Annotated in this window: 20 protein-coding genes; 12 read left to right on the plus strand and 8 right to left on the minus strand. The window is 35.1% G+C overall.

The features are described 5' to 3' along the window. Window positions 1-4 precede the first annotated feature (4 nt). Genes P163_RS15790 through P163_RS15800 form a run of 3 tightly spaced genes read left to right on the plus strand, consistent with a single transcriptional unit; the run spans window position 5 to window position 3,924 of the window. Window positions 5-2,476, plus strand: coding sequence for a ligase-associated DNA damage response DEXH box helicase (locus P163_RS15790; RefSeq protein WP_034893432.1), 2,472 nt, complete (start codon window positions 5-7; stop codon window positions 2,474-2,476). 13 nt (window positions 2,477-2,489) lie between these two features. Continuing rightward, complete coding sequence (gene pdeM / locus P163_RS15795) at window positions 2,490-3,125, plus strand: ligase-associated DNA damage response endonuclease PdeM (RefSeq protein WP_034893436.1); 636 nt, start codon at window positions 2,490-2,492, stop codon at window positions 3,123-3,125. Window positions 3,126-3,138: 13 nt separating this feature from the next. Then, the gene (locus P163_RS15800; RefSeq protein ID WP_034893439.1) at window positions 3,139-3,924 is read left to right on the plus strand and encodes a hypothetical protein; all 786 of its coding nucleotides are present in this window, start codon (window positions 3,139-3,141) and stop codon (window positions 3,922-3,924) included. A 6-nt stretch (window positions 3,925-3,930) separates the two neighbouring features. On the opposite strand, the gene P163_RS15805 is transcribed toward P163_RS15800, so the two are convergent. Next, entirely contained in the window at window positions 3,931-5,289 is a 1,359-nt protein-coding gene (locus P163_RS15805) for a dihydrolipoyl dehydrogenase family protein (RefSeq protein ID WP_197055445.1), read from the minus strand. Window positions 5,290-5,477: 188 nt separating this feature from the next. On the opposite strand from P163_RS15805, the gene mfd reads away from it, so the two are divergent. Next, window positions 5,478-8,861, plus strand: coding sequence for a transcription-repair coupling factor (gene mfd, locus P163_RS15810; RefSeq protein WP_034893442.1), 3,384 nt, complete (start codon window positions 5,478-5,480; stop codon window positions 8,859-8,861). Window positions 8,862-8,913: 52 nt separating this feature from the next. On the opposite strand, the gene P163_RS15815 is transcribed toward mfd, so the two are convergent. The 3 genes from P163_RS15815 to P163_RS15825 form a co-directional block, all read right to left on the minus strand. Continuing rightward, on the minus strand, window positions 8,914-9,273 hold the full coding sequence (locus P163_RS15815; RefSeq protein ID WP_034894522.1) for an endonuclease domain-containing protein: 360 nt from the start codon (window positions 9,271-9,273) through the stop codon (window positions 8,914-8,916). Between the two features lie 76 nt (window positions 9,274-9,349). Then, complete coding sequence (locus P163_RS15820) at window positions 9,350-9,712, minus strand: YraN family protein (protein ID WP_034893445.1); 363 nt, start codon at window positions 9,710-9,712, stop codon at window positions 9,350-9,352. Between the two features lie 90 nt (window positions 9,713-9,802). Further along, window positions 9,803-10,384 (minus strand): hypothetical protein, encoded by a 582-nt coding sequence (locus P163_RS15825; RefSeq protein ID WP_034893449.1) that lies wholly within the window; start codon window positions 10,382-10,384, stop codon window positions 9,803-9,805. A 121-nt stretch (window positions 10,385-10,505) separates the two neighbouring features. On the opposite strand from P163_RS15825, the gene metG reads away from it, so the two are divergent. From metG to P163_RS15840, 3 genes are all read left to right on the plus strand, one after another. Further along, on the plus strand, window positions 10,506-12,581 hold the full coding sequence (gene metG / locus P163_RS15830) for a methionine--tRNA ligase (protein WP_034893451.1): 2,076 nt from the start codon (window positions 10,506-10,508) through the stop codon (window positions 12,579-12,581). A 41-nt stretch (window positions 12,582-12,622) separates the two neighbouring features. After that, a complete protein-coding gene (locus P163_RS15835; protein ID WP_034893455.1) occupies window positions 12,623-13,525 on the plus strand; it encodes a histone deacetylase in 903 nt (300 codons plus the stop codon). Window positions 13,526-13,651: 126 nt separating this feature from the next. Continuing rightward, window positions 13,652-16,435 carry a M16 family metallopeptidase gene (locus P163_RS15840; protein ID WP_034893458.1) on the plus strand — a complete coding sequence of 928 codons (2,784 nt, stop codon included), beginning with the start codon at window positions 13,652-13,654 and terminating at the stop codon, window positions 16,433-16,435. Between the two features lie 91 nt (window positions 16,436-16,526). Here P163_RS15840 and P163_RS15845 read toward each other — a convergent pair whose 3' ends face one another. Then, window positions 16,527-16,859 carry a single-stranded DNA-binding protein gene (locus P163_RS15845; RefSeq protein WP_034893461.1) on the minus strand — a complete coding sequence of 111 codons (333 nt, stop codon included), beginning with the start codon at window positions 16,857-16,859 and terminating at the stop codon, window positions 16,527-16,529. Between the two features lie 267 nt (window positions 16,860-17,126). Here P163_RS15845 and P163_RS15850 point away from each other — a divergent pair, with 267 nt between their 5' ends. Beyond that, on the plus strand, window positions 17,127-17,747 hold the full coding sequence (locus tag P163_RS15850; protein WP_034893464.1) for a DEAD/DEAH box helicase: 621 nt from the start codon (window positions 17,127-17,129) through the stop codon (window positions 17,745-17,747). A gap of 18 nt (window positions 17,748-17,765) precedes the next feature. Here P163_RS15850 and P163_RS15855 read toward each other — a convergent pair whose 3' ends face one another. Together P163_RS15855 and P163_RS15860 are read right to left on the minus strand one after the other, a co-directional pair. Next, complete coding sequence (locus P163_RS15855) at window positions 17,766-18,293, minus strand: sigma-70 family RNA polymerase sigma factor (protein ID WP_034893468.1); 528 nt, start codon at window positions 18,291-18,293, stop codon at window positions 17,766-17,768. Window positions 18,294-18,541: 248 nt separating this feature from the next. Next, on the minus strand, window positions 18,542-19,258 hold the full coding sequence (locus P163_RS15860; RefSeq protein ID WP_034893471.1) for a hypothetical protein: 717 nt from the start codon (window positions 19,256-19,258) through the stop codon (window positions 18,542-18,544). Window positions 19,259-19,428: 170 nt separating this feature from the next. Between P163_RS15860 and P163_RS15865 the strand changes: the two genes are divergently transcribed. The 4 genes from P163_RS15865 to P163_RS15880 are packed head-to-tail and all read left to right on the plus strand — an operon-like array spanning window position 19,429 to window position 21,644. Next, complete coding sequence (locus P163_RS15865; protein WP_034893474.1) at window positions 19,429-19,818, plus strand: DUF4174 domain-containing protein; 390 nt, start codon at window positions 19,429-19,431, stop codon at window positions 19,816-19,818. Window positions 19,819-19,852: 34 nt separating this feature from the next. Continuing rightward, entirely contained in the window at window positions 19,853-20,755 is a 903-nt protein-coding gene (locus P163_RS15870) for an MBL fold metallo-hydrolase (RefSeq protein WP_034893477.1), read from the plus strand. 6 nt (window positions 20,756-20,761) lie between these two features. Further along, window positions 20,762-21,241 carry a hypothetical protein gene (locus P163_RS15875; RefSeq protein WP_034893481.1) on the plus strand — a complete coding sequence of 160 codons (480 nt, stop codon included), beginning with the start codon at window positions 20,762-20,764 and terminating at the stop codon, window positions 21,239-21,241. Between the two features lie 55 nt (window positions 21,242-21,296). Beyond that, window positions 21,297-21,644: a hypothetical protein gene (locus P163_RS15880; protein ID WP_034893484.1), complete on the plus strand. Its 348-nt coding sequence runs from the start codon at window positions 21,297-21,299 to the stop codon at window positions 21,642-21,644. On the opposite strand, the gene P163_RS15885 is transcribed toward P163_RS15880, so the two are convergent. Then, a complete protein-coding gene (locus P163_RS15885; RefSeq protein ID WP_034893487.1) occupies window positions 21,641-22,108 on the minus strand; it encodes a CBS domain-containing protein in 468 nt (155 codons plus the stop codon). The genes P163_RS15880 and P163_RS15885 overlap by 4 nt on opposite strands. Window positions 22,109-22,140: the final 32 nt, after the last annotated feature.

The following is a 22,140-nucleotide window of genomic DNA, read 5'->3' on the forward strand; positions in this document are numbered from 1 at the left end:
AAATATGAACAGAACCGAACTTTATAATTTAGCTGAAAACTGGTTTGAGCAACAAAACTGGAAACCATTTGCATTTCAGAAACAAACCTGGAAGGCTTTTTTACAAGGTAAGAACGGACTTCTAAATGCACCTACCGGAAGTGGGAAAACCTATGCTTTATGGATTCCGATAGTGTTAGATTATATAAAGCAAAATCCGGATTATAAAACAAAACATAGAAAAGGCCTCAAAGCCATTTGGATCACTCCGTTGCGCGCACTTTCTGTAGAGATCGAGCAATCTGCAAGAAGATTTGCAGAAGAAATGGGGACGTCGTTAACGGTGGGAATTAGAACTGGAGATACTTCTATGAAAGAGCGTGCAGCTCAGAAAAAGAGCATGCCAGATCTTTTAATAACCACTCCGGAGAGTTTGCAATTACTCTTATCTTCTAAAGGTTATGATAAGACCTTTAAAGATCTAAACGCTATTGTGGTAGATGAGTGGCATGAACTTTTGGGAACCAAACGCGGAGTTCAGGTGGAATTAGGATTATCTAGGCTTAAAACAATTTCAAAAGGATTAAAGATCTGGGGAATTTCAGCAACCATTGGAAATCTTCAGCAAGCACGAGAAGTTTTATTGGGCCCGGAATCTGAAGCTTTTAAAAATTCAGAATTAATAAGAGCGAAACTGGACAAAAAGATCTCCGTAAGATCTATAATTCCAGAGAAAATGGAAAAATTTCCATGGCGTGGCCATTTAGGGTTGCACCTCATAGATGAGGTTGTTCCAATTATTAATAATTCTAAAACTACGCTGCTTTTTACCAATACGAGATCTCAATGTGAACTTTGGTTTCAGAAATTAATGCAGAAATATCCTGAATTTGCCGGAGATGTTGCTATGCATCATGGAAGTATAAATAAAGAAACCAGGCTATGGGTAGAAGAAGCAATTAGAAATGAAAGCTTAAAAGCGGTGGTTTGTACCTCCAGTTTAGACTTAGGAGTAGATTTTGCGCCTGTAGAGACGATTATTCAAATTGGAGGGCCAAAGGGAGTGGCACGTTTTATTCAAAGAGCGGGGAGAAGTGGCCACCAACCCGGAAAAGAAAGTGTGATCTATTTTCTTCCCACGCATGCCATAGAGTTGATAGAAGCTGCGGCCCTTCAAAAAGCAGTTTCTCAAACGGTGGTGGAAGATAGAATTCCCTATTTAATGAGTTTTGATGTGCTCGTTCAATATCTGGTTACACTTGCAGTTTCTGACGGATTTTTTCCGAAGGATATCTATCCTGAAATAAAGTCTACTTTTTGTTTTCAAGGAATAACCGAAGATCAGTGGATCTGGATACTGAATTTTATTACTAAAGGAAGTCAGAGTTTGCAGGCTTATGATGAATATAAAAAAGTTGAGATTGAAGAAGATGGTAAATTTAAGGTGAACAACCGCGGAATTGCCATGCGCCACAGACTTCAAATTGGAACTATTGTAAGCGATGCCATGCTGAGTGTGAAATATATGAAGGGCGGATATATTGGAACTATAGAAGAATGGTTCATTTCTAAATTGAATCCCGGAGATGCTTTTACTTTTGCCGGTAGAAATCTAGAGCTAGTAAAGATTAAAGGGATGCAAGTTTTGGTAAGGCAGTCTAAAAAGAAGAATTCTAAGGTGCCGAGCTGGATGGGGGGAAGAATGGCCTTTTCTGCACAAATGAGTGAATTATTACGTGCAGAAATGTATGAAGCTGCAGAATCTGTAAATAGTAAATCTATAAAATCTCTGGAACTCAAAGCCTTGCAACCAATTTTATTGCGACAAAAGCTAGAATCTATAATTCCCACCAAAAATGAATTTTTAATAGAAACCTTTAAAACTCGTGAGGGCTATCATGCTATTTTCTATCCTTTTGAAGGGAGGTTTGTGCATGAAGCCATGGGTAGTTTATTGGCGTATAGAATTAGTTTGTTGTTGCCAATTTCTTTCACTATTGCTTTTAACGATTACGGTTTTGAATTGCTTTCAGATCAAGAAATTGATATGGAACAAGTGCTAGATAACGATCTATTTTCTTCGGCATTTCTTATGGATGATCTTTATAAGAGTTTGAATGCTACCGAAATGGCACGAAGAAAATTTAGAGATATAGCCGTTATTGCGGGAATGGTGTTTACAGGATATCCAAATAAGTTGGTAAAGAGTAAGCATTTGCAATCTAGTTCTCAATTGGTGTTCAGCGTTTTTAGAGATTACGAGCCAGATAATTTGTTATTCTTGCAAGCCTTCAGAGAAACCTTTGAGCATCAATTGGAAGAAGGAAGGCTTAGATTGGCATTAGAGCGAATCTCTAATCAACAAATTGTTTGGAAAGCCTGCGAAAAACCAACTCCATTTTCATTTCCTATTATTACAGATAGACTTCGAGAGAAATTGTCTTCAGAAAAATTGGAAGACCGCATCAAGAGAATGCTGCAACAATGGGAAAAGTAGTTATTTTTGCAGCGTGATAGAAAAGATTCAGATACAAGAACAAAATTTTATTTTACACTCTACTGGTGTGCTTTTTTGGGAAGAAAAGAGCATACTATTAATAAGTGATGTACATCTGGGTAAAATATCTCATTTTAGAAAATATGGAAGCGCAGTGCCGCAAAATGCGATTGCTGAAAACTTTACAAGATTAAATGAAGTTGTAGCGTTCTTTCATCCTAAAAAGATCTATTTTATGGGAGATCTGTTTCATAGTTCACTTAATATGGAGTGGGATCTTTTCGAGAATTGGCTGCAAAATATCACTTCTGAAATAATTTTAGTAGCCGGTAATCACGATATCATATCTTCAGTAAAATATGAAGCGTTGGGCATTAAGATCTATTCAGAGATCATTTTTGATCAATTTTTATTTACGCATCATCCTGAGGAACGAGAAGGTTTTTTTAATTTCTGCGGACATTTACATCCCGGTTTTAAATTGAATGGAGCTGGAAGACAACAGCTCAAATTGAGATGTTTTTATAAAAACAATAGTCAGATGATACTTCCGGCATTTGGAGAATTTATCGGGAATTTCTGGATATCTCCAAAGCCCGGAGATAAGATCTATGCAGTAACAAAAAAAGAAGTAATTTTAGTCTATTAATAAAGTTCTTACCATGGCCAAAAAACTATCTATTTTAAATTTTATCTCTGTCCTTCTAGTAATTGTGGTTAATTATTACTCTCAAATGTATACCATTAACGGGAATACAATGGCGAGTTTGAGTGCAGAATATGACAATCTCTTTACTCCAGCAGGCTACGCCTTTGCTATCTGGGGATTGATCTTTTTAGCCATGTTTGCTTATGCTATTTTTCAGATTAGAAGAGCATTTTTCAGCGATAAAAAATCAGATTTTATAGAACAAACAGGCCCCTATTTCTTTATTGCAAATTTTGCTAATGCTTCATGGGTAGTAGTATGGTTATACGAGTACACTTTTATGTCTATTATTTTAATGTTCATAATACTAATTAGTTTACTAATGGTAGTAATAAAAACCAATATGGAGCGCTGGGATGCCCCTATAAAGATCATCGCCTTTGTATGGTGGCCAATTTGTTTATATTCCGGTTGGATCGCGGTTGCTGCAATAGCAAATGTTGCTGCATATCTCTCCAAAATAGGTTGGAATGGTGGATTTTTGAATGAAGTTCAATGGACCATGGTAATGCTTACGATAGATATCTTTTTAAATATTCTAATAATTTATAAAAGGAACATGAGAGAATTTGCTTCCGTTGGAATTTGGGCTCTAATTGCAATTTATGTGAAGCAGCAAGGGAGTCATGATCTTATAGCGTATTACGCGCTAATTGGAGCAGTTTTAATTTTCTTAAATGTGGCTTATCACGGCTATCTCAATAGAGAGACCAATCCGTTCAAGAAAATGATGAATTAATTTAAATTATAGCATGCCTTTAATGTCACTTCCCCAAGTTGGGTAGGCATAGATCATATTTTTTAGTTCTTTAGTGGTTAATTTTCCACACATTGCCATTACGAACATATTAATGATCTCTGAAGCTTCCAATCCAATTAAATGCGCTCCTAAAATGAGGTCTGTTTTTTTATCTACCAACGTTTTATAGGCATATTCTTCAGAATTAACTCTTTTTGCATTAAACCAAGAAGGTACAAGTTCACACTCTAAGATATAATCATATCCTTTTTCTTTAGCTTCTTTTTCTGAAAGTCCTACAGATGCTATATTTGGAAGTGTGAAGACCACAGAGGGTTGAGGTGGATAATTTGCTTCTATTGGACTAGGTGTTTTTAGTAGATTAGAAATAACAATCAATGCTTCTTTAGAAGAAAGAGGGGTTAATGGCAATCCTTCACTATCTGAAACATCTCCACAAGCGTAAACACTTTTGTTGGTTGGATTTTGTAAATGTTTATCTACGGTGATTCCTTTTTTGCTAAAAGAAACTTCCCCTTTTATAAGATCTAGTTCATCAATAGAAGGAACTCTTCCGGCGGTATTAATTATAAGCTCTGCTTTTTCTGAAATGTCTTTCCCGTTTTGGTTTGCTGTAATTCTAAAGTTCTTTCGAAGTTTCTCGATCTTTGTGGCCTCCGCATTAAAAATGAATTTTATACCGATCTTCTCAGAAGCGGTTACCAGATGCGCAACGATATCTTTATCAAAATTATTTAGTGGTCTTTCTGAAGTATCTATCATTGTAACTTTTACTCCAAGTCTTGCGGCCATATGCGCAAATTCCATCCCTATATATCCTGCGCCAATAAAGATCATACTCTCTGGTAGCGATTTAAGGTTTAAAAAGTCATCACTTACAATAGCATATTCTCTTCCAGGAATTTTTAGCTCAAGAGGTTTTTGCCCGGTGGCAATAACTATCTTCTTGGCCGAAATTGTTTTGCCTTCTACAGAAAGCGTATTCTTATCTATAAATTTTGGAGACTGATGGAACATTTTAATATTCAATTCCTTAAAATCTTCTTCTGTTCTTCTTGGAATTGAATTTACAAAGCTCTCTTTGAAAGCCATAAGATCTTCCCAGCTAAATTCTGGCATTTTAGTAATGCCAAAACCTCTCATTCTTTCTGCTCTGTCAATAATTTCAGTTAACCCCAATATCACTTTCTTAGGGTCGCAACCTCTGTTAGAGCAAGTTCCTCCAAATTCACGATTATCTGCAATGGCAACTTTCCATCCTGCTTTCACACATTCTGTGGCTACTTTTTTTCCTGCAGTACCGGTTCCTATTACAAATACATCGAACTCCTCTATTTTAGGCATATTTATTTTCTTGAATTCTGTCGAAATTAAGTAAAAAACAAGGAGTGAGGTTTGTTCTGTATAGATTTAGGCTGAAATTAACAAGTTGAAGATTACAATACTATTTTTAGATACTACACGTATCAATAAATAGTTAAATAAACCCGCAAGTTTTGTAAACCAATTTGGTAGGAATTATCTTTGTGCCAATGAGTAAATCTACTATTGCCCAAATCTTTGCGAAGTCTCCACAACAGGAGAAACTTCAAAATATTCTTACCCAAAATTCAGAGAAACCAGCCAAAATTCATTTAAAAGGACTAGTTGGATCTTCACTTTCTTTTGTGCTTTCTAATAGTTTTAAAGAAGCAGATGCACCATTCTTGTTGATCTTTAATGATAAGGAAGAAGCAGCTTATTATCTAAATGATCTGGAACAATTAATTGGGGAGAAAAATGTGCTTTTCTATCCGGGAAGTTATCGCAGGCCTTATCAAATTGATGAAACCGACAATGCAAATGTATTGTTGAGATCTGAGGTTTTAAACCGAATTAATTCGCGTAAAAAACCTGCGGTAATAGTAACCTACCCAGATGCACTTTTTGAAAAGGTAGTTACCAGAAAAGAGTTGGATAAGAGCACCTTGAAAATTGCTATTAATGACCAGCTTTCTATAGATTTCGTAAATGAAGTTTTGTTTGAATACAAGTTTAAACGAGTAGATTTTGTTACGGAACCGGGAGAATTTTCAGTACGTGGAGGAATTATTGATGTCTTTTCCTTCAGTAATGATGAGCCTTATAGAATTGAATTCTTTGGTAATGAGGTAGACAGCATTAGAAGTTTTGATGTAGAAACTCAGTTATCTACAGATAAGGTAAAGAAGATCTCCATTATGCCCAATGTGGAGAATAAAAAGCTAGATGAAGTAAGAGAGAGCTTTTTAAAATATGTATCGTCAAATACGGTTGTTTTTGTCAAGAATTTAGATATGCTCGCTGCACAGATCGATAAGTTATTCGATAAAGCAGAAGAAGCTTTTGGAAAACTATCTGAAGGAATAAAGCATAATTCGCCGGAAGAATTATTTTGTCATTCTTCGCTCATCAAAAAACAATTACTGGATTTTAGCGTAGTAGAATTAAGCAATCAAGCTTTTTTAAGCAGTCCGGAAATTATAGAATTTAACACCAAACCTCAACCTTCTTTCAATAAACAATTCGATTTATTAATTGATAATCTTATTGAAAATCAGGAAGCGGGGTATACCAATTATATTTTTTGCGTTAGCGATCAGCAAGCGAAACGGTTTCACGACATTTTTGAAGATCAAGAACGAGAGGTTAAATATCGCACCGTGGTGCTTACCATGTTCCAAGGTTTTATAGATGAAACTTCAAAAACTATTTGTTATACAGATCATCAGATCTTTGAGCGGTATCATAAATTCCATTTAAAGAATGGGTATGCTAAAAAGCAAGCCATTACTTTAAAAGAATTAACCAATTTAGAAGTAGGAGATTATGTAACGCATATAGATCACGGAATCGGGAAATTTGGCGGACTTCAGAAAATAGATGTCGAAGGAAAAATGCAGGAAGCCATAAAATTGATCTATGGCGAACGCGATATTTTATACCTGAGCATTCACTCTTTACATAAGATCTCAAAATACAACGGGAAAGACGGGAAACCGCCCAAGATCTATAAACTTGGTAGTAATGCCTGGAAAAATTTAAAGCAGAAGACTAAAGCCAGAGTTAAGCATATCGCTTATAATTTAATTGAATTATATGCAAAACGCCGACTACAGAAAGGTTTTAAATACGGGCCGGATTCTTATTTGCAAGCAGAATTAGAAGCCTCTTTTATTTATGAAGATACTCCAGATCAAAGCACAGCTACAGCTGCGGTAAAAGAAGACATGGAAAATGAGCGTCCTATGGACCGCTTGGTTTGTGGAGATGTAGGTTTCGGAAAGACAGAAGTTGCCATTCGTGCTGCTTTTAAAGCGGTAGATAATGGAAAACAAGTAGCTGTCCTGGTGCCTACAACTATTTTGGCATTTCAGCATCACAAAACCTTTACAGAGCGTTTAAAAGATCTTCCCGTAACTGTAGATTATTTGAACAGATTTAGAACTGCCAAAGAACGAAAAGCGACTTTAGAAGACCTTGAAAAAGGAAAAGTTGATATTATAATTGGGACGCATCAACTGGTAAGTAAAGCAGTTAATTTTAAAGATCTTGGATTACTGATAGTAGATGAGGAGCAAAAATTTGGAGTTGCCGTAAAAGATAAATTAAAGACCATTAAAGAAAATGTAGATACGTTAACCTTAACAGCGACGCCTATTCCAAGAACATTGCAGTTCAGTTTAATGGCAGCACGAGATTTGTCTACCATTACCACGCCGCCACCAAATAGGTATCCTATTGAAACCAATGTTATCAGATTTTCAGAAGAAACTATAAGAGATGCGGTTTCATATGAAATTCAGCGTGGAGGGCAGGTTTTCTTTATTCATAATAGAATTGAAAATATAAAAGAAGTAGCCGGAATGATCCAAAGATTAGTGCCAGATGCTAAAGTTGGCGTTGGTCACGGGCAGATGGAAGGTAAAAAATTGGAGAATTTGATGCTTTCTTTTATGAATGGAGAGTTTGATGTGCTAGTTTCTACCACCATTATTGAAAGTGGTTTGGATGTTACAAATGCCAACACGATATTTATTAATAACGCTAATAATTTCGGGGTTTCAGATCTTCACCAAATGAGAGGGAGAGTTGGGCGTAGCAACAAAAAAGCATTTTGTTACTTTATTACGCCACCGTTTTCTGCAATGACAGATGATGCGAGAAAGAGAATTACTGCATTAGAGCAATTTTCGGAACTGGGAAGCGGATTTAATATTGCCATGAAAGATCTGGAAATTCGTGGAGCTGGAGATCTTCTTGGTGGGGAACAAAGCGGATTTATTAATGATATTGGCTTTGATACGTATCAGAAAATATTGAATGAAGCGATCGAGGAATTAAAGGAAAATGAATTTAAAGATCTGTATGAAGATACCGAGAGTATAGAAGAAAAGAATTTTGTAAAAGATACTCAGATAGACACAGACTTTGAATTGCTGTTCCCGGATGATTATATCAATAACATCACAGAGCGATTGAATTTGTACACTCAGCTTAATAATATCAAAACTGAAGCTGAATTGCAGAAGTTTGAAAGCGAATTGGTAGACAGATTTGGAGAGTTACCAACTCAAGCTTCAGATCTATTAAATAGCGTTAGAATTAAATGGATCACTTCTAAAATAGGTTTGGAAAAAGTGATCATGAAACAAGGGAAGTTAATAGGGTATTTTATAGCAGATCAGCAATCGAATTTCTATCACACACAAGCATTTACTAAAGTGTTGCAATATGTACAAACGCATTCACAGTCTTGTACAATGAAAGAGAAAAAGACTCGATCTGGGTTGAGGTTATTGTTGACATTTGATAAGATCACTTCTATAGACAGAGCTTTAAAAGTATTGGAACCTTTAGATTTTAGAGTAAAAGAGGAAGAGCCGGCGAAAGCTTAAATTTGATCTCCTCCTAATTTTAGGAGGGGTGCTCGTAGAGCGGGGTGGTCAGTTATTTAAAATTATTTTTTATTTCTTGTAACACAGATTGTAAATTATCGAAAACCATTTTATTTTCAAATCTAATTACTTTAAACCCTAATTCTTCCAATCTTTTAGTTCGATTTTTATCATTTTCTTGAGACGTTGGGTTAAAATGTACTTGTCCATCGAGTTCAATAATCAATCTTTGCTCGGGACAATAAAAATCAGTAATATAATTTTCTATACTATGCTGTCTCCTAAATTTCTTTCCGTCTAGTTTTCTTTGTTGCAATTGTTTCCAAAGATAAGCTTCCGCTGATGTTAGATTTTTTCTCAGTTCTTTCCTGTAGACTTCCAGATATTTTTTATTATGAATTCTTTTATCCATGATAGTTATTTTTACCCTTCCGTCATTCCATGGGAATGACACCTTCCCTAAAAAATAGGGAAGGAGCAATTAAAGTTTATTCAAAGTATAAAAAAGCATTTTCCAAATGCTCTATTTTGGTTTGTTTAGAATTTTTGATGATGGCAATAATATCAAATCTTACATCAACCTCCAGTTGATGTTCAGATACAAAATGATCTACAGCCTTAACTAAATGTTGAATTTGTCTAGCTTTCACAAACTCTTGAGGATCTCCAAAATTAGAAGTGCTTCGGGTTTTGACTTCAATTATGGCGAGCACATTGTTTTTTCTCGCGATAATATCAACTTCAGCCTTTTGAAATCTGAAGTTTCTGGCAATGATCTTATAACCTTTAGAGATCAGAAACTCCGCAGCCAGTTGTTCTCCCTTTTTACCTAGATCATTATGATTTGCCATTAGTTTTTACACTTCTTAAATGAAGTGCAATAAAAATAGCTAATAATGAAAGAGCGTAACAGGGGGTTATTCCCTATTTATCTCTACGTTTTATTCGCCTAAATGAAGTAAAATAGTTTGAACTTTTAGATCTAAAGCTTCAATCTCTTCAGGAGTTGCTTTTATAATTCTGTCGCCGTAATATTTAGCATTCACCTCGTTATCGGGTCCTATAAAAACTCTCAGTTTTCCGTTTTCCAATTTCCCATCATTCCATAATACAGCACCACTATAATCCCATCCAAAGCCATAAAAAGAAATCGGTTTTCCATTCATTTTGTTCAGCTCACTGTAGGTAGTTCCTATTTTTATCCCAGATTTAGATTTCCATTTACCATTATCAGAAAATCTGATCTCATCGATCTTAGTTTTACTATTATCAGTCCAAGTAATGTGAATTTCATTGGGAGTTTCCGGATATAACACTGTAAAATCTTTTTCTACGGTACCTTCTTCGAACATGCCCGTACCTTCGTTTATAGTAGCATTGGGAAAAGAATTCTTGATCTCTTCCGCAGTAAAATTTGCTAAATTTTCGATCATAAGTTTATCAAATCTACTTGAAACCGATTTTTTTGAACTTCCGCAGGAAGCCAGTGTTACAAGAGCTATAAGTATAAAAATTCTACGCATTGGTTAAGTTTTGTCTAAAAATAGACACATTTGCTCCACCAGCCTTGTCTTTTACAAGATTTTAACGTGTAATATTTAACAGTTGCTTACCTTTACAGACTCAAAAAAAGAAATGGAATAAATGAATAATTCTCCACAACGATATACAATTACCGCCGCATTACCTTACACCAACGGTCCCATTCATATTGGGCATTTGGCCGGTGTTTATGTGCCAGCCGATATTTATGCACGTTTTTTAAGAATGCAGGGTAATGATGTTGCTTTTGTTTGCGGAAGTGATGAGCATGGGGTAGCAATACCTATGAAGGCTAAGAAAGAAGGAGTAACTCCGCAGGAAATTATAGATAAATATCACGCAATTATAGAAAAGTCTTTTCAGGATTTTGGAGTTTCTTTTGATAACTACTCCAGAACTTCAAGAAAGATCCATCATGATACCGCTTCAGAATTTTTCAAGAAATTATATGAAGATGGGAAGTTTATTGAAGAAACTACAGAGCAATTATATGATGCCGAAGCAAATCAATTTTTAGCAGATAGATTTGTAACAGGTACTTGTCCAAAATGTGGACATGAAGAAGCTTATGGCGATCAATGTGAGAATTGTGGAAGTTCTTTAAATGCTACAGACCTTATCAATCCAAAATCGGCTATTACAGGTGCGGTTCCAACACTTAAGCAAACTAAGCATTGGTTCTTACCATTAGACAGGTATGAAGATTGGTTGAAAGAATGGATTATAAAAGGACATAAAAAAGACTGGAAAGTTAATGTGTATGGGCAGGTTAAATCTTGGGTAGATGAAGGTTTGAGAGCTCGTGCGGTAACTAGAGATCTGGAATGGGGAATCCCGGTTCCTGTGGAAGGTGCCGAAGGGAAAGTGCTTTATGTTTGGTTTGATGCGCCAATCGGATACATTTCTTCAACCAAGGAATGGGCAGAGAGAGAAGGTAAAGACTGGGAGCCGTATTGGAAAGATAAAGACACCAAATTGGTACATTTTATTGGTAAGGATAACATCGTTTTTCATTGCATTATTTTCCCTACCATGCTTAAAGCAGAAGGAAGCTATATTTTGCCTGATAATGTGCCTGCAAATGAATTCTTGAATTTAGAAGGTAAAAAACTTTCTACATCAAAGAACTGGGCTGTTTGGTTGCACGAATATTTAGAAGATTTTCCAAATCAGCAAGATGTATTGCGTTATGCGCTTACGGCAAATGCTCCGGAAACTAAGGATAACGATTTTACTTGGAAAGATTTTCAGGCTAGAAACAATAATGAATTGGTGGCTATCTTCGGAAACTTCATCAACAGAGTGGTGGTGTTAACCGATAAATATTATAGCGGTGAAGTTCCAACGCCAGGAGATTATTCTGAAGTTGATGAGCAGACACTTGCAACACTTAGAGCATATCCGGCAGTAATTGCCAGCTCTATAGAAAAATATAGATTTAGAGAAGCACAAGGAGAATTGATGAATCTTGCCAGATTAGGAAATAAATATTTAGCAGACGAAGAACCTTGGAAACTTATAAAAACTGATGAAGAAAGAGTAAAAACTGTATTGTTCGTGGCATTGCAAATTGCATCTGCACTTGCAACTTTAAGCGAACCTTTCTTGCCATTCACTTCAGCCAAATTGAAATCTATTTTGAATATTTCTGATGCTGAAAATGGACAAGATTCTACATGGGATGAAATTTCAACTAAACACATCTTATTAAATTCAGGTCATAAAATTGGAAAAGCAGAGTTGCTTTTCAGCAAAATAGAAGACGAACAAATTCAAAAACAATTAGACAAATTGGAAGCTACTAAAGCCGCTAACGAAGCTGAGAATAAAAAAGCAGAACCTCAAAAAGAGATCGCAACTTTTGAAGATTTCACGAAAATGGATCTTCGAGTTGGAACTATTACCGAAGCTACAAAAATGCCAAAAGCAGATAAGTTATTGGTGTTGAAAGTAGATACGGGATTAGATATTAGAACTATTGTATCTGGTATAGCTAAAAGCTTTAAACCAGAAGAAATCATTGGAAAAAAAGTAACTGTTTTAGTCAACCTTGCTCCAAGAAAACTTAGAGGCGTAGAAAGTGAAGGAATGATCTTGATGACAGAAAATGCTGATGGAAAATTGGTCTTTTTGAATCCTGATGAAGATAAAGTGAATAACGGGACTATAATTAGTTAATAAGCTAAGCCTTACTTTTAAGTAAGGCTTTTTTTACATCTATGCTCAAAATAGCTAATCATTCCATCTACAAACACTCATTGCCGGAAGGTCATAGATTTCCTATGGAAAAATATGATCTATTGCCGAAGCAATTATTACATGAAGGTACTTGTGTTGAGGATAATTTTTTTGAGCCTGAAATGCCCCCTGAAGATCTGATCTTAGCTGTTCATGACAAAGAGTATTTTGATGATCTAAAAAATGACACCTTAGATAAAAGAGCAGCCAGAAAGATAGGTTTTCCTCTTTCAAAGCAATTGATACGAAGAGAACTCATTATTGCAGACGGAACCGTGAAAGCTTGTGATTATGCTATAGCATATGGAATAGCCATGAATATTGCCGGCGGCACTCATCATGCATATTCAAATAGAGGTGAAGCTTTTTGCCTTTTGAACGATCAGGCTATTGCAGCAAGATATCTTCAGAAAAAGGAAGAAATAGAGAAAATCCTTATTGTAGATCTAGATGTGCATCAGGGAAATGGAACGGCAGAGATCTTTGAAAATGATGCTTCTGTTTTTACCTTTTCTATGCATGGCAAGAATAACTATCCTTTCAGAAAGGAAAAATCTGATCTTGATATTGAGCTCCCAGATGGAACTGAGGATGAAGAATATCTTGACATTCTCAAAAACACCTTACCCGATCTAGTTCAACAGGTTCAACCAGATTTTGTTTTCTATCTAAGTGGGGTGGATATACTTGCTACCGATAAGTTAGGAAAACTCGGATGTAGTGTGGAAGGTTGCAAAGAACGAGATCGCTACGTTTTGCAAACATTAAAAGATCTTAATCTTCCGGTAGAAGTGAGTATGGGAGGTGGTTATTCTCCCGATATTAAAATTATTTTAGAAGCACACGCCAATACTTATAGGCTAGCACAAAATATCTTCTTCTAACTATCTCTTTGACTCTTTTTCTGTTTTATAAAATTGATAAATTTTATAAGCATTTAATGTTTAGTTGATTTAATGCTTATATTTAAGTGCCCCACCCACTTTTTATTAATCAAATCAATCAAAAAAATGAGAAAATTAATGATCGTTTTCCTGATCGTTTTTGGCTTTGTACAAAAATCTCGGGCTCAAAATTCAGTATTTAAAGCAGATGACATCAACATTGATTATGAAAAATTTGTGTTGCCAAATGGATTAACCCTTTTGGTTCATGAAGATCACAAAGCGCCAATTGTGGCAGTCAACGTTTGGTATCATGTAGGATCAAAGAATGAAAAAGAAGGTAAAAGTGGGTTTGCACATCTTTTTGAACATTTAATGTTTAATGGTAGTGAGAATTATGATGATGACTATTTTCAGGTAATAGAAAGAATAGGAGGAACCGATGTTAACGGAACGACCAATACAGATAGAACTAATTATTTTCAAAACGTTCCGGTTTCGGCTTTAGATCAGGTTTTGTTTCTAGAGTCAGACAGAATGGGGCATTTACTTGGAGTTGTGGATCAGGATCTTTTAGATGAGCAGCGTGGTGTAGTTCAAAATGAAAAACGACAAGGAGAAAATCAGCCTTATGGACAACAGTGGAATTATATAACTAAAGCCATGTATCCTAAAGGGCACCCATATTCTTGGACGGTAATTGGGGAAATGGAAGATCTGAATGCTGCTTCTTTAGAAGATGTTCAAAACTGGTTCAAGTCATATTACGGTGCTGCGAATGCAGTAATTGCTATCGCCGGAGATATTAAGCCGGAAGAGATCCACAAAAAAGTGTTGGCTTATTTTGGAGATATCCCTTCAGGGCCAACCATCCAAAGACAAGAAAGAAATATTCCGGAACATAACGGAGATACGTATCAGGTTTATGAAGATAGAGTGCCAGAGGCGAGAGTACTTTTTGCATGGAATTCTCCTCCGTTTGGAGAAAAGGAAGATCTGGAATTAGATCTTGTGGCTTCTATTTTGAGCAATGGTAAGAATTCCAGACTTTATAAAAAATTGGTTTATGAAGATCAGATTGCTAGTAATGTTGCTGCTTTTCAGTCTTCAAGCGAAATCGCGAGCAATTACATTGTGTATGCGAACGTAAAACCTGGAGAAGATATTGAAGAAGTTAGAACTAAACTTTTAGCCGAAATAGATGATCTAATAAAAAACGGACCTACCGAGCAAGAGTTGAAAAGAGTTAAAGCCGATTACTTTTCAGGAATTATAAAAGGAACAGAAAGAATTGGTGGGTTTGGAGGAGTTTCAGATGTATTAGCATCAAACCAAACGTATCATGGAGATGCATCTTATTATAAAACTCAAATGAAATTTGTAGAAAATGCTACTGCTGCTGATCTACAGGCAACAGCAAAGAAATGGTTAACAAAAGGAAAGCATACTTTAATTTGCAAGCCATTCCCTGAATATACCGTTGTGAAATCTGATATTGATAGATCTAAATTACCTCCTTTAGGAACTGCTAAGGCTGTAAAATTTCCAGAAGTGCAACGAGCAAAATTGTCTAACGGGATGAACATCGTTTTAGCAAAAAGAGAAGGAGTTTCTACCGTAGTTATGGATCTTATGTTCAACGCCGGATATAAAACAGATTATTTAGCTACTCCGGGAACTGCAGCTTTAGCGATGGATCTATTAGATGAAGGAACTAAAGATATGAACTCACTTCAGATCAATGAAAAACTTCAAATGCTGGGAGCTAATTTATATACAGGATCAGACCAGGATATTTCCAGAGTGGGTATGAATACCTTAAAACAAAGCTTAGATGGAAGTTTAGATGTTTTTGCAGATGTTATTTTGAATCCTGCTTTCCCTCAAAAGGAATTCGATAGATTAAAGAATGAGCAGTTAAATGATATCAAAAGAGAGAAGTCTCAACCTGTTTCTATGGCATTGCGAGTGGTCAATAAATATTTATATGGCGAAGATCATCCTTACAGCAATCCATATACAGGAACGGGATATGAGAAAACGGTAGAAAATTTAACGCGAGCCGATGTTCAGAAATTTTATGACACTTGGATGAAGCCGAATAATGCTACACTAATTGTTACCGGAGATGTAGAAATGAGTGAGCTTAAAGCGAAGCTTGAAAAATCTTTAGGAAAGATGAAAAAAGGAGACGTTCCAACCATCACTTATAACAAGCCAAAAACAGGAACTAAAAATACGTTGTATTTAATGAACAGACCGGAATCTCCGCAATCTGTAATTATTGGGGGTTATTTAACCGGAAAGTATGGCGAAGTGCCAGAAGTTGCTGTAGAGCAAATGGTGAATGTGTTGGGAGGTGAATTTACTTCCCGTATCAATATGAATCTTCGAGAAGATAAACATTGGGCTTATGGCGCCTTCGGATTTGTGATGGATGCACAACAGGAAAGACCATTTATTGTTTATGCCCCGGTTCAAACCGATAAAACTGCAGAATCTATCTTAGAGTTGAAAAAAGAGTTATCTCAATTTGTATCTACGAAACCTGTTACTCAGGAAGAGTTAGATAAAGTAAAGACTAATCAGATTCTTGCTTTACCGGGACAATGGGAAACAAACTCGGCGGTAAATAACTCACTTTATAATATTGTGAAGTATGATCTGCCAGATGATTATTACCAAACCTATGATGCCAATATCAAGAATTTGACTTTAAGCGATTTGAAATCTGTTAGTAATAAAATGGTAAAACCAAATGAAGTGAATTGGTTTATGGTAGGAGACAGAGCTAAGGTTGCAGATAAATTAGATGAACTAGGATTTGATTCTATCATTGAGATCGATGCCGATGGAAATGTATTATCTCCAGAGATCAAAATGCCTAAAAAAGAAGAGGTGAAGAATTAGAAAATACTTTTCATCTTATTTAAATAAAATATAAAGCGACATTTCTTAACTGCTAGAAATGTCGCTTTATTATTTACTTAATGCATACTTTCTATTTCCCTAGAAGTAAAAGTTCATTACAAACCACTTCAGTAATGTAGCGTTTTACACCTTCTTTATCTTCATAGCTTCTGCTGGTAAGTTTTCCTTCAATACCTACTTCTTTTCCTTTTGGAACATAATTTTCTATCAACTCGGCAGTCTTGCCCCAAGCAACTACATTATGCCATTGTGTATCTGTGATCTTTTCGCCTTTGGCATTTTTATAAGATTCATTAGTAGCGATGGAGAATTTGGCCAATTTTTTACCAGATTCAAGATTTACGATTTCAGGATCATTACCTACATGCCCGATCAATTGTACTGTGTTTCTTAAAGTGCTCATAACTATAGAATTTATTGCAGTTGAAAATCATTCGTTCATTTCAACAGGACAAACCTACATCGAGACAGAAAGTTTATTCGGTTGGCAAAGGCTTGTTTTCGTTTACTTACGTTTGTAAACATTTGTTGTCGGTTAAGTGGTGATATTTTTTGATTTTCAGAAGATATATGAAGAATCATTTATTTAAATAAGGATTAATCGCCAACTTGCAGGTTCTTATTTTTGCGGAACAATTTCTGTCAAAAATTATCAGTTAATTTCGATAATATGTCATTTAAAAAGCTAAACACTCCGTTAATGGAGGCCTTAGAAAGATTGGGTTTTGAAGAACCTCTACCATTTCAGAAGAAAATATTACCTAAGATAAAAAGTGGGTCTAATCTTTTTATAGTAGGTAAAGAGGGAAGCGGAAAAACTTCAGCAATGATCATAAGTGTTATTCAGAAATTAAAAGGAGAAGCTTTTGAAGATGCGCCACGTGCGTTGATCTTTGTTGAGGATAAAGCTGCAGCCGTAGAACTGGAAGAGAAGTTTAAAACTTTTACCAGACGCACAGATCTAAGAGTTTACGCCGCTTTCGACGAGCCAAACATAGATAATCAAAAAGAAGATATTTACGACGGTATCGATATTTTAATAGCTACGCCAAAAAGGTTGTTTCAGTTATTCAAGATTACGGGTGTTAATGTAAGTCAGTTGCAAATGTTCATTGTTGAAGATGCCGCATTCTTAATTAGAAATAGCGCTTATAATGATGTGGTGAGAATTCCACAGAGTATTCCTAAATGTCAGTATCTTGTCTTTGCAGATAGAATGGACCCTAAAATTGAACGTTTGAAGGATACCTTTATGGAATATTCTCAGGTGGTTTCTTATAAAGGAGAATAACAGGAAAAAGTTAGTAATTTAGGGATCAGAACAGCAGGCGCAATTTGGTTCTCCAACTAAATTTCCGTCTTTATCTATTTCATATTTACAGCACTCATTAAAATTTTTCTTCAGAATAGCTTTTCCACGTCTAATTCTAGCCTTCACGTTGGCTAGACTAATAGTCAGTTTTTCTGCAGCCTCATTTTGTTTTTTGCCATCGATATAAACCATTTCTATTACCTCTTTGTAAGTCTCGGGTAGATTATTAATGAATTTATCAAAACAGCAAATGTGCTGATAGTCTGAAATAGTATTCTGCTGATCAGGATTTACAACATCCTTGAATTTAGATTCCTGATTGAAATAATTGGTAATTTCATTTCTGGTAATTTGAAAAACCCAAGCTTTTATTTTCTCTTCCTCTTCAACCTGATGTAGATTTCCATGAATTTTTAAAAAGGAATTTTGGAAGATATCGTTCGCGGCATTTTTATTCTTCACTTTTTTAAGAATGAAGAAATAGAGCTCTTCGTTAAACCAATTCCATATTTTTTGGGTTTCCATACTTAAAAATAAAGAAAAGGCCAGCTACTTCACCGGCCTTTGTAAGATTTAACAACAATTGCATTTATTACAGTCACACTTGGTGCACGGACAATTATTTTCTAAACAATTAACGCAATTACATTTTGCACAATCGCAATTGGAACATTTACAGGTATTCATAATTCTAGCTTTAAAGGGTTTATAGAGTAGACTGAAATAAATTAAAAAGGATACTCTAAAAGTGATCTTTTTTCTCCTAAAAACGACTAAGCTTTTCTGGTTCGCTTTTTTAATTTGAAAATTCGATCGTCATAATATTCTTTTAATTCTTGCAAAAAGCTCATCGGGTCTTTATATTCTTTTAGCACTTTATAAGTGTGTTTATTCTTAGCGGCTTGCAATTGCTCTAATAGATCTTTCAATTTATTTTCAAGATACTTGTCTTTTTGAGCCAATTCTAAAGATGTAGTAGGAAGTAAATTATCTCCGGCAAGCGCATTACCACTCATAATATGTAAATGAAAAAGCTTTAATTCCTGTAATTCTCCATTTTTATAAAGCTCTATAAGCTGCGTGGTAATCTCTGTTGTCAATTCAATCTTTTCATGATCTAAAGAGAATTTATCTGGATGGGAAAATAACATAGCCTCTCTATACAGTCTTTTTCGCTCCTTTTCATCTTCAGGATCCTTAATTTTTAAAGGTTCCTTTTGTTGGATTTTAAGCTCTTTACTTATTTTAAGCTTTTTGCCTTTTTGTTTTTGCTGAAGTCTTTTAAGTTTCTTAGCCTTTTTAAGCTCTTTATACAAAACGCTTAATTCTTGCTCTTCAATTATCAGGTCGCTTAAATGAGAACGAAGAATAGCTTCAAATTGAAGGGTTTCCTGCTGAACTAATTCCAGTTCTTGAGTGGCTTCCTCAATTTTTTCTTTGAGCAAACGTTGCTTTTCTAAATTAATATGAATCAGACTATTTTCTTCCATGGCGGTTTTGCTTCAACCTTAGCAAATATAAAGTTTAAGTTAAATTTACTGCGAAGTAAAATTCGGTTTAGACTTTTGTAGAAATAGCACTTCTTAACTAAAGTTTCCTACAAAAAGTTGTAATATTAAGAATGAAAAAATTTTCAGCGTTTTTACTTTTATTACTTTTTATGAATACAGCACAGTCCCAAGACCTTTCTAAGCATCATTGGGAAGACAGGTTGATTTTATTGCTTACGGAAGATCTTGAAAATGAAGATTTCACCAATCAGCTTCAAGAATTGGAAATGGGATTAAAGGAACTCGAAGATCGAAAAGTAGTTGTTTATCAGGTTTATCAACATCAAATGAAAGTAGGTTTTGCTGAAGATGCTCAGTGGACAACAGCTACCAATTTGTATAAAAAATATGACGAAAAAGATAGTCCGTTTGAGTTTTATCTAATAGGTTTGGATGGCAAGATCAAATTAAAAGATTACAACTGCATTTCTTTAGATAAAATATTAGATCTAATAGATTCCATGCCTATGAGAAAAGATAAGATACGTTCCAAATCTTAAGTTTCATTATAAAGTTAACTTAAAAATAACAGCTTTGAAAAAATTAATTACCTCCATTTTAATTGCTATCGCGCCATTCATTGGGAATGCCCAAGATAAAGAAGGAGTGAACATCAAAATAATTCCGGTAAGCGAAAATATTTCTATGCTGGTAGGGCAAGGTGGAAATATTCGAGTTTTAACAGGGGAAGACGGCACGATCATGATCGATGATCAATTTGCACGACTTTCTGAAAAAATTATGGCTAGTATAAAAACATTAAGTGATAAGCCGGTAAAATATCTGGTAAACACTCATTTTCACGGAGATCACACCGGTGGGAATGCCAACTTTCAAGAACAAGGCGCTTTAATTCTAGCTCATGATAATGTAAGAAAAAGATTGGCAGCAGATGAAAAGAATACAGATGGTAAAGGCTTACCAATTATAACTTTTGATAGTGATGTAACGTTGCATTTAAATGATAACGACATTTTGATCACACATATTCATAATGCGCATACAGACAGTGATGTATTGGTATATTTTCCAACTTCTAATGTATTGCACACCAGGGACACTTTTTTTAATGGATCTTTTCCATTTATAGATCTAAAAAGTGGTGGAAGTATTGATGGGGATATTGCTGCAGCAGAAATGGGATTAAAACTTATTAATAAGCAGACTAAGATCATTCCGGGGCATGGTGATCTGGCAACTTATGAAGATTACTCAAAGTATTTAACTATGCTAAAAGGCCTAAGAGAAAATGTTCAGAAGGCTCTAGATTCTGGGAAAGATAAAGATGCAATTATAAAAGATGAAAGCTTAACGAGTACGTTTTATTCAGATGAAGAGGTGAAAGACGGATTTATAAACGGCCCTAAAATAAGAGAAACAATTTATATGAGTCTTTCTGAACCTAAAAGTGAAGATGAAACCGAATCTAGAAAATAGGCAGTATTGAAAGCAGCTACCGTAAGTCAGATTAAAAAAGAGCTCAAGTTTAAGTCTACAGATGAATTGATGGAGCTTTGTTTGCGTTTATCAAAATTCAAAAAGGAGAATAAAGAGCTGCTCACTTATATGCTTTTTGAATCTGCAGATGAAGAAGCATTTATAGCATCTGTAAAAGCTGAAATAGATGCAGATCTAAAAAATATTAATACCAAGAATTTCTACTACATTAAAAAAAGTCTTCGGAAAATCTTGAAGAACGTTAAGAAGTACATTCGATATTCTCCAAAAAAGGAAACCGAGATCGAGTTGCTTATTTATTTCTGTGAGCAGCTTAAAGATTTTAAGCCTTCCATTAAAAGAAATGCTACCATGATGAATTTGTATAATAGGCAGGTGGCTTCTATTAAAAAAACACTTTCTGGTTTACATGAAGACCTTCAGTTTGATTATGAAAAAGAAATTGAAGCATTAGAAGATTTTTAAACCGATCAGAAAAACAGCGATCACACCTATTTAAACATTTTCGCTATATTTAAGAATGCAAAAAACCTGTTTAGAATGTGGGGAGAAGATTGTTGGAAGAGCAGATAAAAAGTTCTGCAGCGATTATTGTAGAAATGCCTACAATAATAACATCAATAAAGATAGCACCAATCTTATTCGGAATGTGAACAATTCGCTACGGAAGAATTACAGGATCCTTCTCGACTTAAATCCAACAGATAAAACAATGACCAGCAAATCTAAGTTGCTGGCCAAAGGTTTCAATTTTGAATATTTCACGAGTATTTACACCACCAAAACAGGCAATGTTTACTACTTTGTTTACGATCAAGGCTATTTGCCGTTAGAAGGCGATCTTTATGCCTTGGTAAAACGAAATTAGCAATGCCAATTCTGACCTCTTAATTTTAAGGCAGCACAAAGAATATCTTTTCGGCTTATCTGGCCTATTAATTTGCCATCTTCTACAATTGGAAATCTTCTGCAATCGTGCTTATAGAAAAGAGAAGCACAGTCAAAAATATTCACATTCTTGTCTACGGTTGGCACATCTGTAGCCATAAATTTTTCTATTTGCATGTCACCAATAGGCATGTTATAATATCTGCTTTCAGAGATCTGTTTCATACAATCTCCGTCAGATATAATACCTACCAGTTCATTGCGCTCATTTACCACAGGGGCTCCAGACATTTTGTTCTTTATTAAAGACTCCATCACTTCCACCACCAATTGCTCTTTTCTAAAGGTGATCAAATTTGTAGTCATATAATCTGAAACCAATATGGGGGCACTTTGTAATTTTTCGGGCACTGCCCGTTGTCCTTGAAAACTTTTTATCCCCATAACTGTAATTTATTGATTATTAACTACTTAAA

Origin of the sequence: Gillisia sp. Hel_I_29 (assembly GCF_000744275.1) — a bacterium.
Classification (GTDB): Bacteria; Bacteroidota; Bacteroidia; order Flavobacteriales; family Flavobacteriaceae; genus Gillisia.